Below are 20,775 nucleotides of genomic sequence, written 5' to 3' on the forward strand. Positions count from 1 at the left end.
GGAAATATTCTTGGTTTAGGTTCTGTGGCCATCGACATTTCTCCCTACTGGCCAGGCAATAATTACGTGATCAACGGCTGGGCGATCGGCAATGTGGATCACGACTCTTCCCTGGAAGTAGTGCTGCTCTGCCGGCATAAATATTATTTTCCTGCCATGATCTGCGTTTATGAAGCTGACGCTACATTGATCTGCAGGCATTGGAACCCCGGACATCTCTATTCAATCCTGCTCCATGACATCAATACAGATGGGATCAAAGAGATCCTGGCAGCAGGAGTCAATAGCCTGCAGCGGGATGACGGAATCTCTGTGCCCATAGTAATGGCTCTGGCTATAGGCCCTGCATTCGGCGGAGCACCGGCCAGAGCAGCAGAGCCGGACATCGCAACTGAAATCTGGTACAACTTTCTGGACGATACGCTGCAGGAAGCGATCCTGAAGCTCTCTGTCTCAGGCGACAGCCTGGTCTGCGACAGCCTCACCAATGGCGGTGGCCCTTCTTATACGGTCAGGCTTGAAGACGGAGCAAAGGAAAACTCCGTCACAGGCGACTGCCTGGAACCTAACGACGATTACCTGGTCGCCTTCACTCTGGTCAATGGATTACCCCTGACAGGCCTGTCTATCTCTCCGGCCAGTGATGCGGACTGGTTCGGATTCACGATTGACAGGGATTCAAGCATTACCGTGGAAACGAGCGGCGACGGAGGCGACACCTGGCTGGGGCTTTATGATGCGGATCAGGTCAAGCTGGCCGGGAATGACGACTATGGGAGCGGTTATTACTCCATGATCAGCCTGAAAAACTTGAGCGCAGGCACATATTATGTGCGTGTGGGCGGACCTAACATTTGCGGATACAATATTCTCTATACCGCTGCTGAAGCAGTGGGGCAGAATACGCTGCCCTGCATAAGCCTTGTGTCAGCAGCCGGAAATTCGGGCGACATTTCTCTGAATTACAGGCTGCTGGATAATGGTGATATTTGCAACCTTACAGTACAGTATTCGCTGGACAATGGAAGCTACTGGAACAAATGCACAGCCAAATCCGGAACTGCAGTCACTGAACTGAGCTCAACTCCGGCAGGCACGGATCACTCCTTTATCTGGGATTCCTGCACGGATTTTCAGGTCAATGCTGCAGCCGTGCTTTTGAGACTGAAAGCGAATGACGGGCTAAGCGACGGATTTTATGCTCAATACGACCTGGGCGCAGTGAATAATGCACCGCAGTCTGCCCTGAGTATCAGCGGCAATGTGGTAGGGGCAGACCCCTGTGTCTGCCCGAAAGTCAGCCTATGGCAGCGCAGTAAAAAGCTCCTGGAAACAAATACTGACAGCAGCGGAGTGTATGGTTTCAGCGGAGTCGGTGCCGGCACATACAGGCTGATCGCTTACTGTGACGGTTATTATCCTGGAACCAGAGAAGCAAATCTCATTGACTCACTCTCAGACCAGGACATCATTCTGACTGAAATCCCGGCATACAGTCTCAGCAATCTCGCGATGTTCGTATACGGCAGCCTGTCTCTAGATCATGACAGCGACGGTATTGCAGAACCTGCCGTACCCGGCGATGTAGTAACTGCCCTGGATTCTGACGGATTAATCTGCGGAAAATTCACAGTTACTGAATCAGGCAGATACGGGAACCTGACAATTTACGGCGACAGCGCCCTGACTGAAAGTATCGATGAAGGATGCCTGCCTGAAGAGCCTGTCACTTTCCTGGTGAATGGAGTGCAAGTATGCCGGACAGCCACGTTCACTCCGAACCAGTTTCTGAGACTCGATCTGGGAGAGAGTGCGGAAAAGGGAGGAGCCATCCAGCTGAAAACCGGCTGGAATCTGATCTCACTCGGAGTGCAGCCAACCCTTCAGACTGTGGACGAACTCTTCGCGTCGATTCCTGAGATGCGGTATGTGCTGGGCTTTTTCAGAAGTCCGGATGACACTGGATCAGAAGGTTTCCGTACATATATGAACTTTGATAATCTGCGGCAGTTCTCCACCCTGAAAACAATGGACGGATATCACGGTTACTGGGTTTACATGACTGCTGATGCAGCTCTCAATGTGGCAGGATCAGCTGTCCAGGCAGGCACGGAAAGACAACTCGGATCAGGCTGGAACCTGGCAGGTTACTGGAAAAATGAGGATAAAGCCTTGCCCTACAGCCTTGATCAGACAGGCACAGTGATCGACTCCATTTTCAATGCAAATCCCAGTCTGCCAGGAGGCAAGGTAAAATACATTATGGGTTTCTATCGCGATGCTGTTGACGGGAACGAGGGGTTCCGCACCTTCCTGAACACCCCTGCCATGGATTTCAGCACCCTGAAGAAGCTGCACATATATCACGGTTACTGGATCTACATGGATGGAGATGGGGAGCTGGATTATGATTATGTCCCCTGATCGGGAATACAGCGTAGTCTACTTTACTCTTGCCCCTGCTGCATATAGTGAGTATACTTTAAATAGATTTCATGCAGGGGGAAAGAATGAGAAATTTCAAGACCTGTGTTTTACTTTTTCTGTTCCTGATTCTGGGTACGCTCCAGGCCAAAAACACCAGGATCCTGGCAGATGACGGGGGAAACCTCTCCAACAACGATGCCTATATCTGGAAAGACAAGATGGGAGCTTCCGGCTATGACTGCGAGTCGCTCACTGAGAACGGCGGCATCCAGAAATCCATGTTCAATCCGGACAAAGCGGTTGATTTTTTATATTTTACAGGCCATGGAAATGAAGGCCTGGTAGCTTTTTCCGGCGATATGTTCACACACGACGAATTCAACGGCACAAATGTCAAGCACGTGATCTGGGCTTCCTGCCTGACAGTTCAGAGAGACATCTGGAAACACTGCTTCGGCAAAGGATTGAAAACAGTCAACGGATACTTCATGGAATCATTCGATGGACCTGACGATGATGTGGCTTCGATTTATGCTAAAGCTGTCAGCGGACTGTCAGTGGACGCTGACCCCAAGGAATTTGCCTCTGCCTGGAAAAAAGCTAATGTGGAATGTAACGGAGGTCTGGATGACCGCTGGTGTGTGCAGACTGCTGACGCATATTACTCAGCTGACGGAGATTCCCCCAGATTTTACCAGTTCGTGGAAAACGACTTTCAAAAGTCCAGACAGTCTCCTGCGTTTCCGGCCTATCAAGCCATGGTTAACCATTACCTGGCCCTGCCTGCCAACACACCAGCCAAATTGAAGAACGCGATTCTGAAATCAGACATTAATGCAATCAACAATGCGGTGAAAAATGGTGTGCTGACCAAGGAAGAGGGCGAGCAGCTGATCAAGCAGCTTAACGGTAATAACCCGAATCCTAACCCTAACCCTGGTCCCAATCCCAATCCTAATCCGAATCCGAACCCAAACCCAGGACCGAATCCAAACCCCAACCCAAACCCTAACCCGGCACCCAATCCCAATCCAGGTCCGAATCCAAACCCGAATCCAGCTCCCAATCCCGGCCCAGCTCCTAATCCCAATCCTTATCCTCCGAACCCCAGCCCAAGTCCCTCGCCTTACATTCCTCCGATCCCTGATATTATTCCACCCTGGCCGGGACCGGATGACGATTACTGTCCTACTGACCCTGAAGTCAGTGACAGCAGCGTCCGCCAGTTTGAAAAAATCGACAAACCGACATTCCTCAATCCAAAGGTCAGCTATTCTTTCACCACAGTCAGGGGAGGTTCAAGTCTTCCCGGACTCGCCGCTTCGCCGGACGATACACTCGTTTCAAAGTGCAATTCAAGAGGGCTTTTTTGTTCTGAACAATGGCCGTCAGGCCGTGTGCTGCTCGACACTGCAGACAGCGAAGATACTTTGTGCGCAAATTCCAGGGCATTCTACGGCCAGGTCCTGGATTTCATCGCCAGAAATGGCGGTCTCCCTTCTGACGCGGTTCTCTCGCAGATCATTCCCATTTCCAGATTTGATGCTTCAGGCAAGCATATAATCAATTACCTGTTCAAATTCACCCGCCTTCATGATGGCGTGGAAATTTCAGGCAGAGGTGGAGATGGGATCAGTGTCCTGATGGGTAATCATGGCGTAATTTCATACAGTTATCTCTGGAGAAAACTCAAGAACCTACCTGACTCCAAGGCCAATACCGCTCTCCTCAACCCGGTGAAAGCATTGGCACTGGCAGCAGACTCCATCGCAGCCTCCATTAAAGGTGCGATCAAGATCAATATCGACCATTGTTCTCTGGGCTACAATTCTCCCCCATATTCCACAGAGGGCGAGCAGGTGCTTGAACCCTGTTATCACTTCACGACCAGCGCCGGATACACTTTCAACGTGCAGGCAGTGACCGGCAAACTGCTGAAGTGATTTAGACAGACAGGACAAAAGGAGTCTCTACTGAGGCTCCTTTTTTATTATCATTCTAAAATTTCCCTTATCTTTCAGGATTTGATAGAATTTTCCAATGGAAGTCATCAGAACCGAAAAACTGGTCAAAATCTATGACATGGGAAAGGTCAAGGTCGAAGCCCTGAAAGGCGTGGATATTCTGATCAATAAAGGAGAAATGGTCGCCATCATGGGAAAATCCGGTTCCGGTAAGACTACCCTGCTGGATATCCTGGGACTGCTTTCCACGCCGACTTCCGGCACATATATCCTGAACAACCAGAATGTGAGTTCGCTCTCAGACGAAGAAATGGCAGGAGTCAGAAACCGGGAGATAGGTTTCGTTTTCCAGACTTTCAACCTGCTGCCCCGGGTAAGTGCGGCCGGGAATGTGGAACTGCCTCTCATTTACAGCAATGTGGCAGTGAGGGAGCGTAGAGAACGTGCATTGGAAGCATTATCGCATGTAGGGTTATCGGAACGGGGAACCCATCTTCCTGCTGAATTGTCAGGCGGGCAGCGCCAGCGGGTGGCGATCGCCCGTGCGCTGATCAATAATCCCGCGATCATACTGGCAGACGAGCCTACTGGTAATCTTGACACGAAATCCAGCTATGAAATCATGGAAATCCTCAAGGGCCTGCACGAAAAGGGCAATACAATCATCCTGGTCACACACGAGCATGACATCGCGGCTTACGCGCAGAGAACGATTTTCCTCAGGGATGGAATGGTGGTTGAGGGCTTCTAAGATTCATTTCCGTCAACTGTCCAACCAGAATGGAAGAATCAGGATCATGCAGTTCCGCCCTTTGCAATACAGCGATGTCACTATCAGAAGCATAACAATAAAGACAGCCATGCCTGCAGGTGTTATAGGATCCGATATCCCTGCTCTGAGCGCACCCGCACTCCGGCCGCTGATGCTTGTCCTTGCGAAATTCAAGTGCTTTGCCTGAGAGTCTTTGGATGAGTTCACCATCAATGCAACTGGTGTGTCCGATGCCGAGTTCAGACAGGTCGATTTTTTCACTGCAGGTCTCAATTTTCAGGCCTGATTGCCGGGCTGTCCGGGAAAATCCGGAAGCCAGGCGCTGTGCCGACTTGTCAGCGATCTCAGCCAGACCAAGATTTTTCGAATTGCGTTCAGTCTTTTTATACAGGTCGATAAAACTGATTATGCATTTCTCTGTGAAAGGAGAAAGCTCCGCAGCCAGAAATTCGAATTTTTCTGCATGATATGATTCGTCAATTTCTCTTGAAACCAGAATCGGATCATAGCGCCAGATCACTCTTTTCCGGCCGATGCGGCCTGAAAGGTCTTTGAAGACCTGAATCAGTTTGGATTTTTCCGGCAGATTCCGCTCGATCTTTGAATCGTATGGAGTCAGTGTGAACTGAAAGTAAAAAGGGATTTCAAGTGATTCGATGAAATCAAGATGCCTGAAAAAGGGGAGAGGATTTTTCGTCCAGAAGACGATGCAGTCGACCGAGTCTCTCGTCAATCTGACTTCGCTGATCCGGTGGATTGAGATCGGATTCCGGACATGAGCGAATCCTGCCTTCAGGCGGTTGACAAACCAGTCGCCGTAAAAAGCGGGAATGTCTGTCCTTCTGCTGGCGCTGATGATCATAGGCACCTCAACAGTCAAGAATCCGGTCGATAAAACCAGGATACAAGACAAGGAGGGAAAAATGAACAAGAAAGGACCGCTGATCTTGCTTTTATAGGATTAACTGCGGATTATAAGGGAGGGTTTGCTGGAATGTGTTATCATGTAATAACACTTGGAGGAAATAATCGATGAGAATCATTTTAATCCTGCTGACCTTTCTATTTTTAATGCCTGCCCTTGGATCCGCTCAGGCTGATGAAATCACCAACAAGCTTTGCCCTGTGATGGAGGGAAATCCGGTAGATCCCAACATTTTCGTCGATTATCAGGGCAAGCGGGTTTATCTTTGCTGCGAAATCTGCAGAGCTGAATTCACCGCTCATCCGGAAAAGTATCTCTCTAAACTGCCTCAATTTCAGAGCAGCACTCTTGAAGCATCGGCTTCAGTTCAACAATCAGAGACCCAGCCCGCAAAAAAAAGACCTCAGATCGGAAAATTGATCCAGCCGCTGGGGCTGGTCACTGCCTTGCTGATGCTGATCGCTGTAATCACAGGCCTCAACATCAGAAAAAGCCCCAAGAAACTGTTCAAACTTCATAAATATCTTGGAATACTTGCACTGATCATCGGTGCGGCACATGGTTTCTTGGTGTTTTTTCTGTCGAAGTAGTAAAAAAGTTTACTGAAATCGAGTAATTTCAAAAAGGATTTTGGAAAATAGTGAAAGGCCCCATTTGGGAATGGGGCCAGGTCGGGAGTAATACTGAGGGTTGGGGGACCCTCTTTGGGGGTTGTGCTACGAAAATATTTTAAGCCTTCAGCTTCACAATCTGATTAACCATTTTACCCTTTTTCTCTTCCTCGAAAATGATTTTGTCTTCGCGGAGAAGCCAGCCTAAGGCCATGGTGCTTTCGTTGCTCGAGAATCCTTTACCTTCCAGATGGCTCTTAATCTTGTTCAGGGTGGCACCATTTTCTTTTTTCAGGGCGGCCCAGATTTCACCAGCTGCAAATCCGACTTTTTCTTTCATGACAATCCTCCGACTTAATTGATAATAAAATAATCAAGCAAAGAGCATGCCAAAACTTGCAAAGGTTATGGTTAGGTCATTTTCAGGGGTTGGACTGTTGATTAATGGGGACAGAGACCCATTGATATGACTAAAATCTGATCAATCCAGTGATTAATATTCAGTCAGGCTTCTTCGAAGAACCAGGACTTGAAGCTCACCCAGACCCTTTCCCAGAAGCCCCTGCCGGCACCGGTGACAGTTTCCCTGAGTTTCTGGTTTTCCTGTTCCAGATTCTCAATTTTGGAATACATTGTCCTGTTCTGTTCCAAAAGTTCCCGGGTAAGTCCAGACTGTTGTTCCATCTTATCTTCTAGAGTGTGAAGGCATTTAGGCAGTTTATCCAGATCCTGGAGAAATTTAAGCACTTTTAATTGCTTTTCCTGGATCAGTTGCTGATTCATGGCGAGTTCGTTCAGGACCACTGAATTGTCGCAAAGGGTTTTCTTAAGGTCGTTCTGGGCATGGATTAGACTGTCTACGGTTTCTTTGACCACCATGCCATTTTTTTCGTCCCTCACAATTGAAATCGCAGGGAGGTTTTCATTTTTGAGGGACGCCTCGATTTCCCCCATCGGAAGGCTGTGCTGCTTGCTGAGGGTTCTGATCTTCAAGAAAAGATTGATGTCTTTATCTGTAAAAACGATGCTGTTGAAAGGGCCGCGATGGATCGGTTCGAAATACTTGCGAAATTTCTTAAGATAGAATCTGAGGGTAGTTTCCCGGATGTTGGTAATGCGCTCCACATCCTGCAGCGTAAATGTCTCCAGATTATCGCTCATTTGCTATCCTCCTCTGTACCTGGGAACAATTTATACTTTTCCATCTTACTTCTCAAGGTGTTGCGGTTTATACCAAGGACGGCGGATGTTTTTACCTGGTTCCCAGTGAACTTATCGAGAGCTGTGCGGATAACTGCGAACTCTGCTCTGCCGATGATGCGATCGAAGATGTCTGAGGCTTCTTCGGACAGAAGTTTTTCACACTCTATTCTAATCACTTCCTCAAGAGAATCCCCTGTCTTCAGAAGCATATTTCCGGCTGCCGCCAGCGGATCCACCGGCAGATTGATGTGGTCAGGGAGTATTTCAATGTCGCGGCATACTGCGAGAGCGCTTTCCATCACATTCTTGAGTTCACGGATATTTCCAGGCCAGGAATATTGAAGCAGCTTATCCACTGCCAGCTTGGAAACACCCTGAACCGGGCTCTGGTACTGGAGGTTATAGCTTTTAACAAAGTAATCGGCCAGGATGGGAATATCGACCTTGCGTTCCCGAAGCGGTGGCATGTGAAGGTGAATCACCTTGAGTCTGTGATACAGGTCTTCACGGAACTTGCCTTCGCGGATCGCTTCCAGCAGGTTTTTGTTAGTCGCCGCCAGGATCCTGATGTCGACTTTGATCGGCTGATTGCTGCCGATCCTGACGATCTCCCTTTCCTGGAGCACTCTCAACAGTTTGGCCTGCACCTCAATGTCCATGTCTCCAATCTCGTCAAGCAGCAGGGTCCCCCCGTTCGCAAGTTCGAACTTGCCGATCTTTGTTCCCTGGGCTCCTGTGAAAGCTCCCTTTTCGTGTCCGAAGAGCTCTGATTCGATCAGATTCAGGGGAATCGCAGTGCAGTTGACTGCCAGGAAACATCGCTCGGACCGGCTGCTGTTGTCGTGGAGGGCTCTGGCTATGACTTCCTTGCCCACCCCTGATTCACCAGTGATAAGCACTGTGACATCCGAATCTGAGATCCTGCCGATCAGTTTGTAGATCTCATGCATTTTTTCCGACTTTTCAATCACGATTCCCGGACGTTCGGTTTTATCGGTTTTCTTGGTGGCAAGGAGAAGGCTCTGCGTCGCCAGACTCTTTTCCACTATATAGAGGAGGTTGTCGATATCGATTGGCTTTACCAGGAAATCGTAAGCGCCAAGTTTCATGGCTTTGATGGTCGTGCTCATATCGTTGTAAGCTGAAACCATGATCACCATCACCCTGTCCTCGAATTCTTCCTTGATCTTCTGAAGCAGAGTCAGGCCATCGATTTCCGGCATTTTTATATCCAGCACAGAAACCGCGATTTCATTGGACTTGACCAGTTCCAGTGCTTCCCGGCCGTCTTTGGCAAGCAACACTTCATACCCGGCCTTTTCCAGGGCTACCCTGGCTGCCATGCGGACGCTTTTTTCATCGTCTGCGAACAGAATTTTGTATGTTTTACTCATCTGCGCTCCTTTTCCGGCAAAATGATCCTGAATGTGGTCCCGCTATCCGGGACTGAGTCCACTTCGATTTTCCCTGAATGTTCTTCCACGATCCGTTTGACTAGGGCCAGACCAAGACCACTGCCTGATTCCCTGGTGGTGAAGAAGGGAGTGAAAATGCGCTTCAGGTTTTCCTGATTGATGCCTTCACCATAGTCGCTCACCGAAATGATCACCAGGCCGTTTTTGCGCTCGCCGTTTATGGAGAGGCGGGTGGCTTTGCCTGCCATTGCCTGCACACCGTTTTTCAAGAGATTCAGAAAAACCTGCTTCAGTTTATTGAAATCAGCGTCAAGTTCAAGGGTTCCGACATTTATCTCCACTGCTACTCCATATTTTTCCAGAAATGGTTTTAAAAGCAGGCAAACGGTGTTGAGAAGATCCATCAGCAGGAATCTGCTTTGCTTGAAAGCTGAAGGCCTCGTGTATTCCAGAATGCCGGAAACGATGGAATCCAGCCGGTCGACCTCGCCCAGGATTACTTCGATGAATTCATTGCGCTCAGGCTGATTACCGAGATCCTGTTTCAGCACCTGCACCAGCATTCTGATCCCGGAGAGGGGATTCCTGATTTCATGAGCCAGGGAAGCCGCCATTTCTCCGATCAGAGACAGCCTTGCTTTGATTTCCAGTTCATGCTTGAGATTCTTGATCTCGGATTTGTCCGAGAGCGTGACAGCTGCTCCGAGCAGTTCGCCCTTTTCGTTTTTGAAAGGAAAGGAAGAGGCCTCGAAAAAGCTGTTCCCCTGTGCGATTTCGAAGTTCTGGGTGAATTTACTGCTCTTCAATGTGTCTTCCAGAAGGTTCAGGACAGGTGAATCTCCCAGGGCTTTGAAGTCCTGCCCGATTAATTGTGAAGAAAGATTCGGGAAAAAAGTTGCGGCAGCAGAGTTGAAGCTGTTGATTCTGTAATCGGTGTCGATTGTGAGAAGTCCCGCGGGCATGGACTCGAGGATGCCATCGGCGCGACTTTTAACAAGCACGATGCTGTTGAGAAGTTGTTGAACTCCTGCGAGCTGGGAAGACAGGATTTTCAGACTGATGATATCCTGCTCGTTATAAGCATAGGACCTATAAGTCCCGATGGCCAGGATCCCGAGCAGCTTGTCGCCGCTTTCGATCGGCATTGCGAGGTAGGATTTCACTTTTTCATCATAAAAAAGCAGAGGCTTGCGGTTTTCCGCGACTTCGCCCAGAGGTCCCACACCAGGTTTAATATTCTGCTCGATCTTGATTTTTTCCAGGTTGGTTCCATGTGATTTATGCAGCTGCAGCAGGTTTTCGGAATCATTCCAGAGATAGAGCAGCCCGATATCAAAATAGATGAATTTGCTGACCACTTCGATCAGGGTCGAAATGCCTCCGGACAGGTCGACCAGATTGTTGGCGTTGCGGGAGATTTCATAGAGAGTGTTTAATCTGGAAAGCTGGAATCTGGCTGAGCTCTCGCTCACTTCTTGATAAAACATGAAAGTGATCAGATTCTGAATATCCTCAGGAAGTTTGAAATCCGGTCTGGCACCCTCCAGCACCAGCCTGCCGATCAGAGCCTGATGGTAAAACAGGGGTATCCCAGGCCAGCCCGCAGAAACTCCGGCTTTCTCCTCCATCGGTCTGGAGGATTGCCAGAGCTGGTAATTCTTGCTGTCCAAATAATAAAGGCTGATATTGGTGAGAGAAAACTCTGTCTTGACCCGTTCCAGGACCTTCTCAAGTGCTACCGGCAGTTTGTGAACGGTCAAGATCAGAAGCAGTTCACTCAGCATTGCCACCGCCGATGATATTCATGAAATCATTAATTTCGGATAAATCAGACAGCAGATAGTCAGGTTTTAAAAGTTCCAGCTCTTCATAAGAAGTATGACCGGAGGCCACAGCGATGATTCTGGCTGAATTTTCATGAGCACAGTTGATATCACCGGGAGCATCCCCCACTAGAAAGATCTGATCAAGGGGAAAGGAGCAGCCGAATTTTTTTTCACAGCGGGAGACTGCGATCGGGAAGAGATTCGGTCTGTCTCTGGCATCATCACCATAGGCTCCGGTCGGGAAATAACTTTCAAGTTTGAAAAAATCCAGTTTCAGATAGGCACTTTCCCGGATATTTCCGGTCAGCAGTCCGAGGTGCAGATCATCATGTGCTGCAAGTTCCGAGATGATTTCCGCCACCCCTGGCAGGATCCGTGGCTTTTCGGCAATTTTCAATTCATAAGGCAGAAAATTCACGTAATTCTCAAGGATCTGTTCGACCAGTTCCTCAGTCATTTCAATGTCTAGAATCCCAAGCAGTTCATCTATCACCTGCAGATCGGTTTTTCCGCACAAAGAATAATCAAGCTGCGACATATCCTTGTGAGTGCATTCCATAAATGCCAGTTCAAAAGCGTGTCTGCCTGCTTCATCTGTGTCGATGAGGGTTCCGTCTATGTCAAAGAGGATCAGTTTTGACATCGATCCTGCCTTCCAGCACAGGTTTGGGATTAGGATTCTTCACGAGATAGGACCGCACCAGCTCGCGAATTTCAATCCCGTTGAACTGGTTGTCCACTTGTTTTTTTCCTTTGAAAACAGTGTACCCGTCTCCACCGTCTGCTATGAAATCAGGTACTGCCACCAGATAAGTTCTGCCTTCTTCAAGTGGTTTCCCGTCCCTTTCGATGATCAGTCCCTCAGAACTGTTCTTCAGACTGGCCCGGTATGAAATGCCTGAGACAACAGCGAATCTACCGTGAATCGATTCGTCGACTGCCGCATTCAGTCCATGTTTGATCATTTCCGTGATTTCCTTTTTGTCCAGGCGATAAAAAACCACACTGTTATTGAACGGCAGAGTATTGTAAAGGTCCTCACCTGTGATTGTACCCTGGGGAAGGCTTTTCCTGATTCCACCTGCATTCAGCATTGCTATGTCTGCGCCTGTTTCCAGGCGGATCGCATCAGTCAGCAGATTCCCGATCTTGGTTTCTCCGCGGTTGACCCCCGGATCGACCGGAAGCGGCTCTAGGAGTGTGGCAATTGGCTGTCCGAGAGCTGCTTTAAGCTTGGCGCGGTATTCTTCAGCGATCGGTTTGATGAACGGGTCGTCCATCAGATAAGGCTTGACTTCGATCAGTCCTCCGGTCACAGTTTTTTTCGCTTCGATGCTGATCTTCAGGAATCCGATGTATTGGCCCTGAGTGCCTGCCTGGACAATCGTGGTGTTCCCGGTTCTGTATGGTTTTTCTATCACATCATGGGAATGTCCACCCAGGATCAGGTCGATCTGGGGGAATTTTCCAGCCAGTTTTTTATCTTCAACAAATCCGAGATGCGATACTGCAATGATGAAATCCGTCCCCTTTTTTTTGAATTCCTTGAGTATTTTTGCGGTTTCTGCGGTCACCTTGAGGAATGAAAAATCGCAGGTGGCCTTGGGATTGGAAAGACTGGCCGCGTCCTCGGTGGTAAGTCCCAGAATACCGATTTTCTTGTAGCCGATCGTCATTATTGTGGAGCTGACGATCGGAAAATCAACTTTTGGGACTACATTGGTCGACAGAAACGGCAGATGATACTTTTCCGACAATTCTTTCAGCCTTGGAGAAGGGTAATCGAATTCGTGGTTCCCGAAGGTGTGAAAAGTAAAGGGCATCATCTCAAAGATCCTGGCTACGGACTCACCCTGAAAGTAATTGGCATAGACAGAGCCTGACAGAAAATCGCCTGAGTCAAAGAAAAGGCAGGGACAGTGCCGCAGGCTGATTCCCTTGAACAGGGTCTCAATTTTGGCTATCTGGCAATTGTCGCCTTGATAGAGATAACCATGGAAGTCATTGAGATGGCAGATGTAAAATGTTTCTGCATGCAGGGTCAGGGAAAGGAAGAGTAACAGGATAGAGATGAATTTTTTCATTTTTTTACATACCTCCCTATCAAGAGTTTGAGTTTTTGCTTTGTTTTCTGCGGGATTTTGTCCGGGCTGGTCATGATCGCGTTTTCAAGACTATGCTGACAGGGGTGATCTTTTTCGGAAAAAGTGGCAGGGTCTGTGAGCAAGCGCGTCATCAACTTTTTCACATTTTCCGAATTCTTTTTAAGGGTGTCGAGAACCATTTCCACACTCACTGTTTCACCCTTCCAGACATCATAATCAGTGGCAAGGGCGATGGTTACATAGCAGAGTTCAGCTTCTCTCGCCAGCTTGGCTTCCGGCAGAGCTGTCATCCCGATCACTGATGCCTTGAGGGATCTGAAAAAATGGGACTCGGCCCTGGTCGAGAACTGAGGCCCCTCGATGCAGACATAGGTGCCTCCGAGGTGGGTATTTATTTTAAGGGATTTCGCGTGTTTGCCGGTCAGGGTCGAGAGAGAAGGGCAGAAGGGGTCCGCAAATCCGATATGCCCTACTGCTCCATCTCCGAAGAACGAGCAGGGTCTGTATTTAGTGTGGTCAAAAAGCTGATCAGGGATCACGAAGTGGCCGGGTTTGATCTCTTCTCTTAGCGATCCCACTGCGCTGATGCTGATCACCTTGGAGACCCCAAGTGATTTCAGGGCATAGATATTGGCTCGATTGTTGAGCTCAGTCGGTGAAATGCAGTGTCCGCGTCCATGACGGGGCAGGAAAGCTACTGCTCTGCCATCGATTTCTCCGATGATGATTGCATCAGAAGGGTTGCCGAAAGGCGTCCTGACTCTTTTTTCCTTGATTATCTTCAGGTTGTCCAGGTTATAGATGCCTGTTCCACCAATTACTGCGACTGTGATTGGTTTCATATCTCCTCCAGAATTCCGATTCTATAATTATTTCATATTTGACCAGCGCATGCAATCGGAAAAAATATCGTAGGGGCACTCCTCGCGGGTGCCCGAACTACCATGAAAATGCCCAACAGAGGGTGGATTTTACATCCACGCCCTGGAGAACGGGCAACGGCGAGCATTTCCCCTACACGGATTCCAAAGACGGCCGATAGAAAATATTAACCTGGAAACTGAGATTGAATTTTGATTTGAAAATGAATTATTTCAGGTTATACTTAACTGTTGGCATTTTGTGGAAACCAGCAGTGGAGAGCTGATGAAAAGTTTTCTTTCACTGATTATCGCCGCATTGGTTCTGTCCCTGCCTGTTGCAGCGGAACCTCTGATCATTAAAGTGAGAACACAGGGAATGGAGAAAAAACCTGCGCAGGAACATCCGGTCGCTGCTGCTTCTATGGCTCCCTGCCAGTCTGCTGCACCTATTGTAATCCATGTGACCAGACGGATGCCCGTCCTTCCAGCAAAAGAGTCTTCCAATCCTCTCTATGCAAATCTATCCAGATTTATCAAGATCCATGGCCAGATCCCTACTTTATATCATACCGTAGAAGAGCGTCATTTCGACGATTACCGCATCCAGGAAATTGTAGACAAGCAGAATCGTACGATCTCAGTCTGCAAAGACAATTTTTACCGTGCCCTCTGCAGGCAGGGTTCAGGGATCCTGGAAGACGGACGCGCAGTGAGCATCGTCGGCAAGAATCAGTTCCATGTGCTGCCTAAAAACTGTCTGGGTATCACTTCCAGCGGCAATCCAGTAATCCCATTTCATACCCTGGCTGTAGATCCCGAGAAAATGCCTCTGGGAAGCGTTTATTACATTCCACGCACCAGAGGGCTGAAGCTTCCGGACGGTTCCACTCATGACGGATTCTGGTTCGCCCATGACACAGGTGCTGCTTTCCGCGGATCCGGTCAATGCCGGATCGATCTATATGTAGGAAACAGCGAGGGTATCAATTTCATGGGAAAACACGGAATCAGGTCCTTCCGCGTCCTGCAGGTTTATAAAGTTGACGATTCCACCAGAAGGCTGATTTACGATAAATACAGAGTAGCCTTATCCAAAGTCAGAAAATAATCCATCCATGATCAAATTCGCCATCCTGTCTGTGGTATTTCTGGCTCTGTCCCTTTCTGCCAAAGCCGGCAACTGTGAAATTCCATTTTCCTGGACCGATTGCTCAGTCAGTGAACCTGTCCGTGATTCAGAACCCGGCTGGGTAAGTGAAGAGGAATTCCCTCTGGAAACTGCACTGAAATCGGAAAAATTGCCCTCCCTCAGGCAACGTTTGCCCGGCATATCCATTAAGGGCTTCAAGACAGACATCTATCTCCAGTCGAAAAAATATGCCGGAGTTTTTTACATAGGCCTGGATACAGTGGAAAAGGTTGTAGCCCTGACATTTGACGATGGACCGGACCGCGTCTGCACACCTGAGATTTTGAAAATCCTGAAGAAGTACGATGTCAGGGCTACTTTTTTCCTGATCGGAGAGAACATGGTCGGCAATGGGGAAATCGTGAAACAGATCGCGGGAGAAGGACATTCAATAGGCTGTCATACCTTCAATCATCTTGATTTGAGAAAAGTTTCCCCTGAACTGGCCCTGAAAAATATCCGGAAATGGCAGGACCTGGCTTTGAACATTCTCGGATCCAGACCGGATTTTATCCGTCCTCCTTTTGGAGCAATCACAGACAGGGAGATAGATTTTTTAGGCCGGAAAGGCTATAGAATTATCGGCTGGTCTGTAGACACCTTTGACTGGGATTCACAGCGTAACAGTATCGCCAATATCAAGAGCAGAGTTGACAGGTATATGCACAAAGGAGCAATAATCCTGATGCACAGTTCAGACAGGCGTACGCTGAATACTGTCCAGGCCCTGCCGTCAATCATAGAGGGGTTGAAAACCCTGGGTTATAAATTTTACACAATTCCCCAAATGTTCAACTTTAAAACGTAGTGCCGGTTTCAATTGTGATTTCAGCAGTGCCGGTTCTGTTATCATCAGCAATGCTTCCATGAAAAGTGTAGCAGATGATGGAATTTTTCCGGGTAGCCTTGTAATACCAGGAATTGTACTTCTCGAAATCAGGAAATCCAGGTTTCTTGTCCAGGGACGGACTGACATTCTCAATCAGGTTCTTGGAATTCATGATACTCCTGAATCCTTCGAAACCCTTGAGTTCTTTGGGATCCTTGACCTGCAGGAACGGATTTACATATTTCTGACGCAGCAGCCTGGCTTTAAATAGTTCATCCAGAGTTCCAGGATTTTTTTTGTTCTGTTCCAGGTAGAGGAAAATCGCCCTGGAGAACTGCCTGAGCATGAATTTCAGTTCTTCCTCTTTCTGATTTTTTGCAATCATACCGTAAACCGGGAATGCCGCTCTGGCGCTGATGCCTACAATCAGGATTGCCACACAGATTCCGGCCAGGGTAAAGCCTTTAGGTGTCAGACCTGATTGCACAAATTCAATCCTTTCTGTATCTCAGCTAACGTATGATCGTATTCTTTGTCTTCTAACCTTTCAGATGATTTTAACGAAAACAGGTAGTCAAATCAAGTGCAATGTGTAGGTCTGACACGGGGTTGCCCTGTTTGACAAAAGCATGCACTCATCATAGGATTGTTTCATGGATACCGCTTCCAGACTCAGATTTTTTTTCGCCAAACACGCCGAAAGATATGGAATCGGAATGGCATTTCTCTATGGATCGGCTGCAGCAGGCATGCTTAAAGACGAATCAGACATCGATGTCGCGATTTTGTTTGATTCTGTAAGTGGCCGGGATGCATTTGATCTTGTGTCAGGACTGGAAACTGAGCTCACAATCATTCTCAAGCGTGATACTGAAATTCTTGTTCTTGATCGGGAAAAAGTCAGACCGCTGCTTTTTTTCAATGCAGTCGTGCACGGGATTCCGGTTTATTTCAGAGATTTCACGAGACTCGTGGATTTAAAAAACGAGGCGCTCGGACTGAAGGAAGACTGGGAGCTTTTCGGAACAAGCTGGCAGGCTGATCTGGCTGCCAAAAAAATTGAAGGCTGGAAACATGGCTGATTTTCATTATGCCAGGGGAAGGATTATTGAGACCATCAATTTCATCGCTCTGGAAATGGCTGAATTCGAAGCTGATTATGCCGGGATCACAAAAGAACAATATCATGCGGATCGCAAACTGCAGAAACTTGCCGACCGCACAGTGGAAAATGCAATCACAGCGCTGATCGAACTGGCAGGTGCATTATTGTCAGAAGCCGAGATTCAGGCGGACAGTTATGCAGACGCTCTTTCCAAAGCCGGCAGCCTGTTGAAGCTAACCCCTGAAGAAACCGAAATCCTCTCGCGCTTTGCTTCACACAGAAATCGTCTGGCTCACAGATACCTCAATTTCCGCTTCGAGGTCATCGGGCATTTCAACAAAAACATTCCCCTGATAAAAAAAGTGCTGAAACTGATACTGAATGCTGAAAAATAAGTTTTAAAGATTTTTATCGTTATTGTGCAATGTATAGGTCTGACACTGGTTCCCGACCTATTACTTTGTCAATGTTGAAACGCTTGATATTGTGTTGGTTAACGGGAATCGGAAGCTCGAACAGATTTTTCTGCTTTGGAGATTTGAGGAGTACGGTAATAAATCTGTGCTGCATTGAAGTAGTACTTTTGATGCCAGAAAAAATTGGAATAACCATTTTTTATAAGTGAACTTCCAGACTGAAAGAAAATCTGTGAACTATAAGCAAAATCGCAAGAAACCAAGCAGGAGTTAATTTTTAACACACTATTTTTTAGGGTTCATCGCTCAAAGGTATTCCTAAAGCTTCGCAAACATCATCTTCAATTGTTCTATAATTTCCTATGGATTGAAAACCAAAAGGTGGTTTTGGATCATTTACTTCTTTTCCGTTATCATCGAAATTTTTTTTTGTTATTGAATTAAAGAAACAGTTAACAGGCAACAAGTCGTTAGATTCAATTGGTTTATTTAGTATTGTTACAAAATATCCTTTTGACCAACCTATTCTATTAATGAATTGTGGAGGAATTAATAATTTATCTGGTTTTAACTCTGGTAATTTATCAGCTGATCTGCTGGGTTGAGAATAAATATAAACCATTGTAATGCCACTATAGTTCATGATTTTAGCATTGTTATTAACAACTCGCCCAAACCAATACAAGTCAGGTTTCTGCTTAAGTTGGAAATAAAATATGTCCCCAGTTCTAATTTTTTTCATAGATTTTGTTAGCTGAACCAGTTCATTTTATTAAACCTCTTTCTCTAAGCCAATTTTCACCCATTCTATTAACTCTTCTGAATCAGGCCATTTTGAACTGAAAGAATTTATCTTGTTTCGGAATATTGGATAAGGATTATGCATTTTCATTGCTTGTTCTATTGTCCTAGCTTTCCATTCAATCATCATTTCGCTTAGGGGGTCAAGAGGAAGTGTCAGCGTCAGACCTACACATTGCATAAAAGCGGTGTCATGTAATAGTCTGAATTGATCGATTACCTGACCCCTTTTAACCAGGAAAGCCATCTGTCGGTAAATTATTGCCCGTTATTCAGAGCCAATGCAGTCAACTGGTTTTCCTGTATCAGGATGCTGTTTTTCAAGCTTTTCAATTGTTTCCTGTTTTTATTTTCTCCACCGATCTCAACATAAAGGACATCTTTTCCTTTTTTCAAAAGATAATCCGGGCTTTTTTTCAGGCCTTTTACCGTGTAAAAACTGAATCCCCGCTGTTTGAACGCAAAAAGGGCAAGTTCTTCACGGATGCTGCCGATCTTGGCCTCAAATCCCAGTTTGTGACAAATGGCGACTCTCAGATTCGGGTGCGTGAAAAGGATTTTTGGTTCTCCCCTGACAAGTTTTCCGCCTGAGGCATATGGCTTGATCACTCTGATCAGCTTCATCCGTTCCATGGCGGAGACGATTTCATAGACAGACGATTTGGACAATTCCAGGGTTCCGCAGATCGAAGTGATGCTGAACTCGCCGGGATGCGAGGTTGCCAGGAAATAAAGAAGCTTTTCCATGGCCAGGATTTTTCTTGAGGATATTTTCAGGAATGAGGCAGCATCTTTCCAGAGGGATTGCTGAATACCTGTAAAGATGGAATTCAATGTATCTTCCGCAGATTGTTCCAGGGAAATCGGGAAAGCACCGGAATGGTAATAATCAGAAAACCATCCGCTGATTTCAGGGAAATGATTTGCAGTGATTTCAGCGGATTCATGGGCTGTATTCCAGCTGTCTCCGGCATTTAGAACTATCTCTTTTTTGATCAGAAGATATTCGGAAAAATCCATGGGTTCAAGCTCGTATATTTTTTCCCGGCGGTCACCGGAAAAAACAGCGGGAGCGCTGCCCGAAACCAGAAGAATGACTCCGGAAAACTGGTCGGACACAGCTTTCAAATCCTGCTCCCAGTTCGGATAGGTATGAATCTCATCCACACAGATCATTTTAAAGCCATCTTTCAGCAGTTCCACGATGAAATCGTATAAACTCGTGCTTCTGACCTGCGGCCAGTCTGCCGAAAAATAGAAACCATTATTTCTGAAGCTGTTTAAAATCTGAAGCAGGACGGTAGTTTTTCCCACTCCTCTTAAACCCCTGATTACCTTGATTTCAGGATTCCTGTCAAGTTCGGATATTATTGTGAAGACAATTTTCCGGCACTTCAGGGAAGTTGCTTTTGAGACCAGTTTATTAACGATTTGAAGCAGGTTTTGATCACGCATAATTCATTTTAGACTATTTTTAGTCCAATTTCAAGTGATTTTGGATTTAAATTGGACTAAATTTATACCGGATTCTGCCGAATAATTTTCTGATGAAGCGATTTCAGGCTCATTTTATTTTGTTTTGGCTGTTTTTCGCGGTCTGCCTTTTTGCAGACGATGAATTTCTGCTGCGCAGATTGAATCAGTTCAGCAGGGAGATTGATCCCCGAATTACCCCTCTGCCTTCTGCAGATCTGTCCAGAGATGAGATGGCTTTTTATTTTCTCAAGCTTTTTTTTCAAAAAACGGATAACCCACTGATTTTTCTCGCACAACTGAACAGAGATGAGAAGATAGATTTCTTTCTCCTGTTTGGTGAGCTGCTGCCGCAGTTGCGTGTAAAAGCCGCAGTTTACCAGATGGATCTGTCAGACCTGGAGCAGGAATATCTGAAATTTCAGATGAAAAAAAACCTGAATCAGTTCCAGGATTTGTCCTTGAATCAGCGCTGGAATCCAGAAATTACTCAGGTTCCCAGTTGCGGAAAAATTTCAGGTCCAGATGCAGTCCAGGCGGGGCTCTTTCCGGAGAAATCCGTGAAGAAAATTCCGGATCTACCCTGAAGTTCAGGTTGAATTATGATTCAGGACTCAGCCGGCAATTCGAGAATTTTTTTCCTGAGTACATTTACTGGGAGCTTGGCGGGGAAAGATGGCGGGCTGATCTGTTCGATTTTACCCTGGACAGCTCTGATCTGTGTGTGTCAGGCCTGAAACTTCTGGTGCATGACAATTCATATACCGGCGAAGCGTATGTCGGATACAGGAACCAGCAGTTGAATGCGCTGGGACCTGAGATAAACACCTGCGGGCTGATTTTTCATTCAG

General features: G+C 47.0%; 21 protein-coding genes. 10 read left to right on the forward strand and 11 right to left on the reverse strand.

Annotated elements, in window-relative coordinates; translation table 11 throughout:
* From PHW04_17275 to PHW04_17285, 3 genes are all read left to right on the forward strand, one after another.
* A partial coding sequence (locus PHW04_17275; GenBank protein MDD2717643.1) for a pre-peptidase C-terminal domain-containing protein occupies positions 1–2,424 on the forward strand: 2,424 nt, incomplete at its 5' end.
* Positions 2,425–2,510: 86 nt separating this feature from the next.
* A complete protein-coding gene (locus PHW04_17280; GenBank protein ID MDD2717644.1) occupies positions 2,511–4,370 on the forward strand; it encodes a hypothetical protein in 1,860 nt (619 codons plus the stop codon).
* Between the two features lie 97 nt (positions 4,371–4,467).
* Complete coding sequence (locus tag PHW04_17285; GenBank protein MDD2717645.1) at positions 4,468–5,142, forward strand: ABC transporter ATP-binding protein; 675 nt, start codon at positions 4,468–4,470, stop codon at positions 5,140–5,142.
* Here the strand turns inward: PHW04_17285 and PHW04_17290 are convergent.
* The gene (locus PHW04_17290; protein MDD2717646.1) at positions 5,111–6,025 is read right to left on the reverse strand and encodes a DUF1848 domain-containing protein; all 915 of its coding nucleotides are present in this window, start codon (positions 6,023–6,025) and stop codon (positions 5,111–5,113) included. The two genes, PHW04_17285 and PHW04_17290, sit on opposite strands and share 32 nt — an antisense overlap.
* Before the next feature lie 170 nt (positions 6,026–6,195).
* Between PHW04_17290 and PHW04_17295 the strand changes: the two genes are divergently transcribed.
* Complete coding sequence (locus PHW04_17295; protein MDD2717647.1) at positions 6,196–6,678, forward strand: hypothetical protein; 483 nt, start codon at positions 6,196–6,198, stop codon at positions 6,676–6,678.
* A gap of 139 nt (positions 6,679–6,817) precedes the next feature.
* On the opposite strand, the gene PHW04_17300 is transcribed toward PHW04_17295, so the two are convergent.
* From PHW04_17300 to mtnP, 7 genes are all read right to left on the reverse strand, one after another.
* Positions 6,818–7,039, reverse strand: coding sequence for a winged helix-turn-helix domain-containing protein (locus PHW04_17300; protein ID MDD2717648.1), 222 nt, complete (start codon positions 7,037–7,039; stop codon positions 6,818–6,820).
* A 164-nt stretch (positions 7,040–7,203) separates the two neighbouring features.
* Complete coding sequence (locus PHW04_17305; protein ID MDD2717649.1) at positions 7,204–7,860, reverse strand: MerR family transcriptional regulator; 657 nt, start codon at positions 7,858–7,860, stop codon at positions 7,204–7,206.
* A complete protein-coding gene (locus PHW04_17310; protein ID MDD2717650.1) occupies positions 7,857–9,296 on the reverse strand; it encodes a sigma-54 dependent transcriptional regulator in 1,440 nt (479 codons plus the stop codon). Before PHW04_17310 ends, PHW04_17305 begins: the two co-directional genes overlap by 4 nt.
* Positions 9,293–11,101 carry an ATP-binding protein gene (locus tag PHW04_17315; protein MDD2717651.1) on the reverse strand — a complete coding sequence of 603 codons (1,809 nt, stop codon included), beginning with the start codon at positions 11,099–11,101 and terminating at the stop codon, positions 9,293–9,295. Before PHW04_17315 ends, PHW04_17310 begins: the two co-directional genes overlap by 4 nt.
* Positions 11,091–11,786: an HAD family hydrolase gene (locus PHW04_17320; protein ID MDD2717652.1), complete on the reverse strand. Its 696-nt coding sequence runs from the start codon at positions 11,784–11,786 to the stop codon at positions 11,091–11,093. The genes PHW04_17315 and PHW04_17320 overlap by 11 nt, the downstream gene beginning before the upstream one ends.
* Positions 11,764–13,227 (reverse strand): bifunctional UDP-sugar hydrolase/5'-nucleotidase, encoded by a 1,464-nt coding sequence (locus PHW04_17325; GenBank protein ID MDD2717653.1) that lies wholly within the window; start codon positions 13,225–13,227, stop codon positions 11,764–11,766. The genes PHW04_17320 and PHW04_17325 overlap by 23 nt, the downstream gene beginning before the upstream one ends.
* Entirely contained in the window at positions 13,224–14,090 is an 867-nt protein-coding gene (gene mtnP, locus PHW04_17330; protein MDD2717654.1) for an S-methyl-5'-thioadenosine phosphorylase, read from the reverse strand. The genes PHW04_17325 and mtnP overlap by 4 nt, the downstream gene beginning before the upstream one ends.
* Before the next feature lie 304 nt (positions 14,091–14,394).
* Between mtnP and PHW04_17335 the strand changes: the two genes are divergently transcribed.
* Both PHW04_17335 and PHW04_17340 read left to right on the forward strand, forming a co-directional pair.
* Positions 14,395–15,219 (forward strand): 3D domain-containing protein, encoded by an 825-nt coding sequence (locus PHW04_17335; GenBank protein MDD2717655.1) that lies wholly within the window; start codon positions 14,395–14,397, stop codon positions 15,217–15,219.
* 7 nt (positions 15,220–15,226) lie between these two features.
* Positions 15,227–16,108 (forward strand): polysaccharide deacetylase family protein, encoded by an 882-nt coding sequence (locus PHW04_17340; protein MDD2717656.1) that lies wholly within the window; start codon positions 15,227–15,229, stop codon positions 16,106–16,108.
* On the opposite strand, the gene PHW04_17345 is transcribed toward PHW04_17340, so the two are convergent.
* Entirely contained in the window at positions 16,098–16,616 is a 519-nt protein-coding gene (locus PHW04_17345) for a type II secretion system protein (protein MDD2717657.1), read from the reverse strand. The two genes, PHW04_17340 and PHW04_17345, sit on opposite strands and share 11 nt — an antisense overlap.
* A gap of 166 nt (positions 16,617–16,782) precedes the next feature.
* Here PHW04_17345 and PHW04_17350 point away from each other — a divergent pair, with 166 nt between their 5' ends.
* A complete protein-coding gene (locus PHW04_17350; protein ID MDD2717658.1) occupies positions 16,783–17,211 on the forward strand; it encodes a nucleotidyltransferase domain-containing protein in 429 nt (142 codons plus the stop codon).
* On the forward strand, positions 17,204–17,629 hold the full coding sequence (locus PHW04_17355) for a DUF86 domain-containing protein (protein ID MDD2717659.1): 426 nt from the start codon (positions 17,204–17,206) through the stop codon (positions 17,627–17,629). Before PHW04_17350 ends, PHW04_17355 begins: the two co-directional genes overlap by 8 nt.
* A 313-nt stretch (positions 17,630–17,942) precedes the next feature.
* Here PHW04_17355 and PHW04_17360 read toward each other — a convergent pair whose 3' ends face one another.
* Positions 17,943–18,392: an Imm26 family immunity protein gene (locus PHW04_17360; protein MDD2717660.1), complete on the reverse strand. Its 450-nt coding sequence runs from the start codon at positions 18,390–18,392 to the stop codon at positions 17,943–17,945.
* A 317-nt stretch (positions 18,393–18,709) separates the two neighbouring features.
* The gene (locus tag PHW04_17365; protein ID MDD2717661.1) at positions 18,710–19,906 is read right to left on the reverse strand and encodes an AAA family ATPase; all 1,197 of its coding nucleotides are present in this window, start codon (positions 19,904–19,906) and stop codon (positions 18,710–18,712) included.
* A gap of 92 nt (positions 19,907–19,998) precedes the next feature.
* Between PHW04_17365 and PHW04_17370 the strand changes: the two genes are divergently transcribed.
* Both PHW04_17370 and PHW04_17375 read left to right on the forward strand, forming a co-directional pair.
* The gene (locus tag PHW04_17370; GenBank protein ID MDD2717662.1) at positions 19,999–20,511 is read left to right on the forward strand and encodes a hypothetical protein; all 513 of its coding nucleotides are present in this window, start codon (positions 19,999–20,001) and stop codon (positions 20,509–20,511) included.
* 8 nt (positions 20,512–20,519) lie between these two features.
* The coding region (locus PHW04_17375; GenBank protein ID MDD2717663.1) for a hypothetical protein at positions 20,520–20,775 on the forward strand (256 nt) is incomplete at its 3' end.

The organism is Candidatus Wallbacteria bacterium (assembly GCA_028687545.1).
In the GTDB taxonomy this organism is placed as follows: domain Bacteria; phylum Muiribacteriota; class JAQTZZ01; order JAQTZZ01; family JAQTZZ01; genus JAQTZZ01.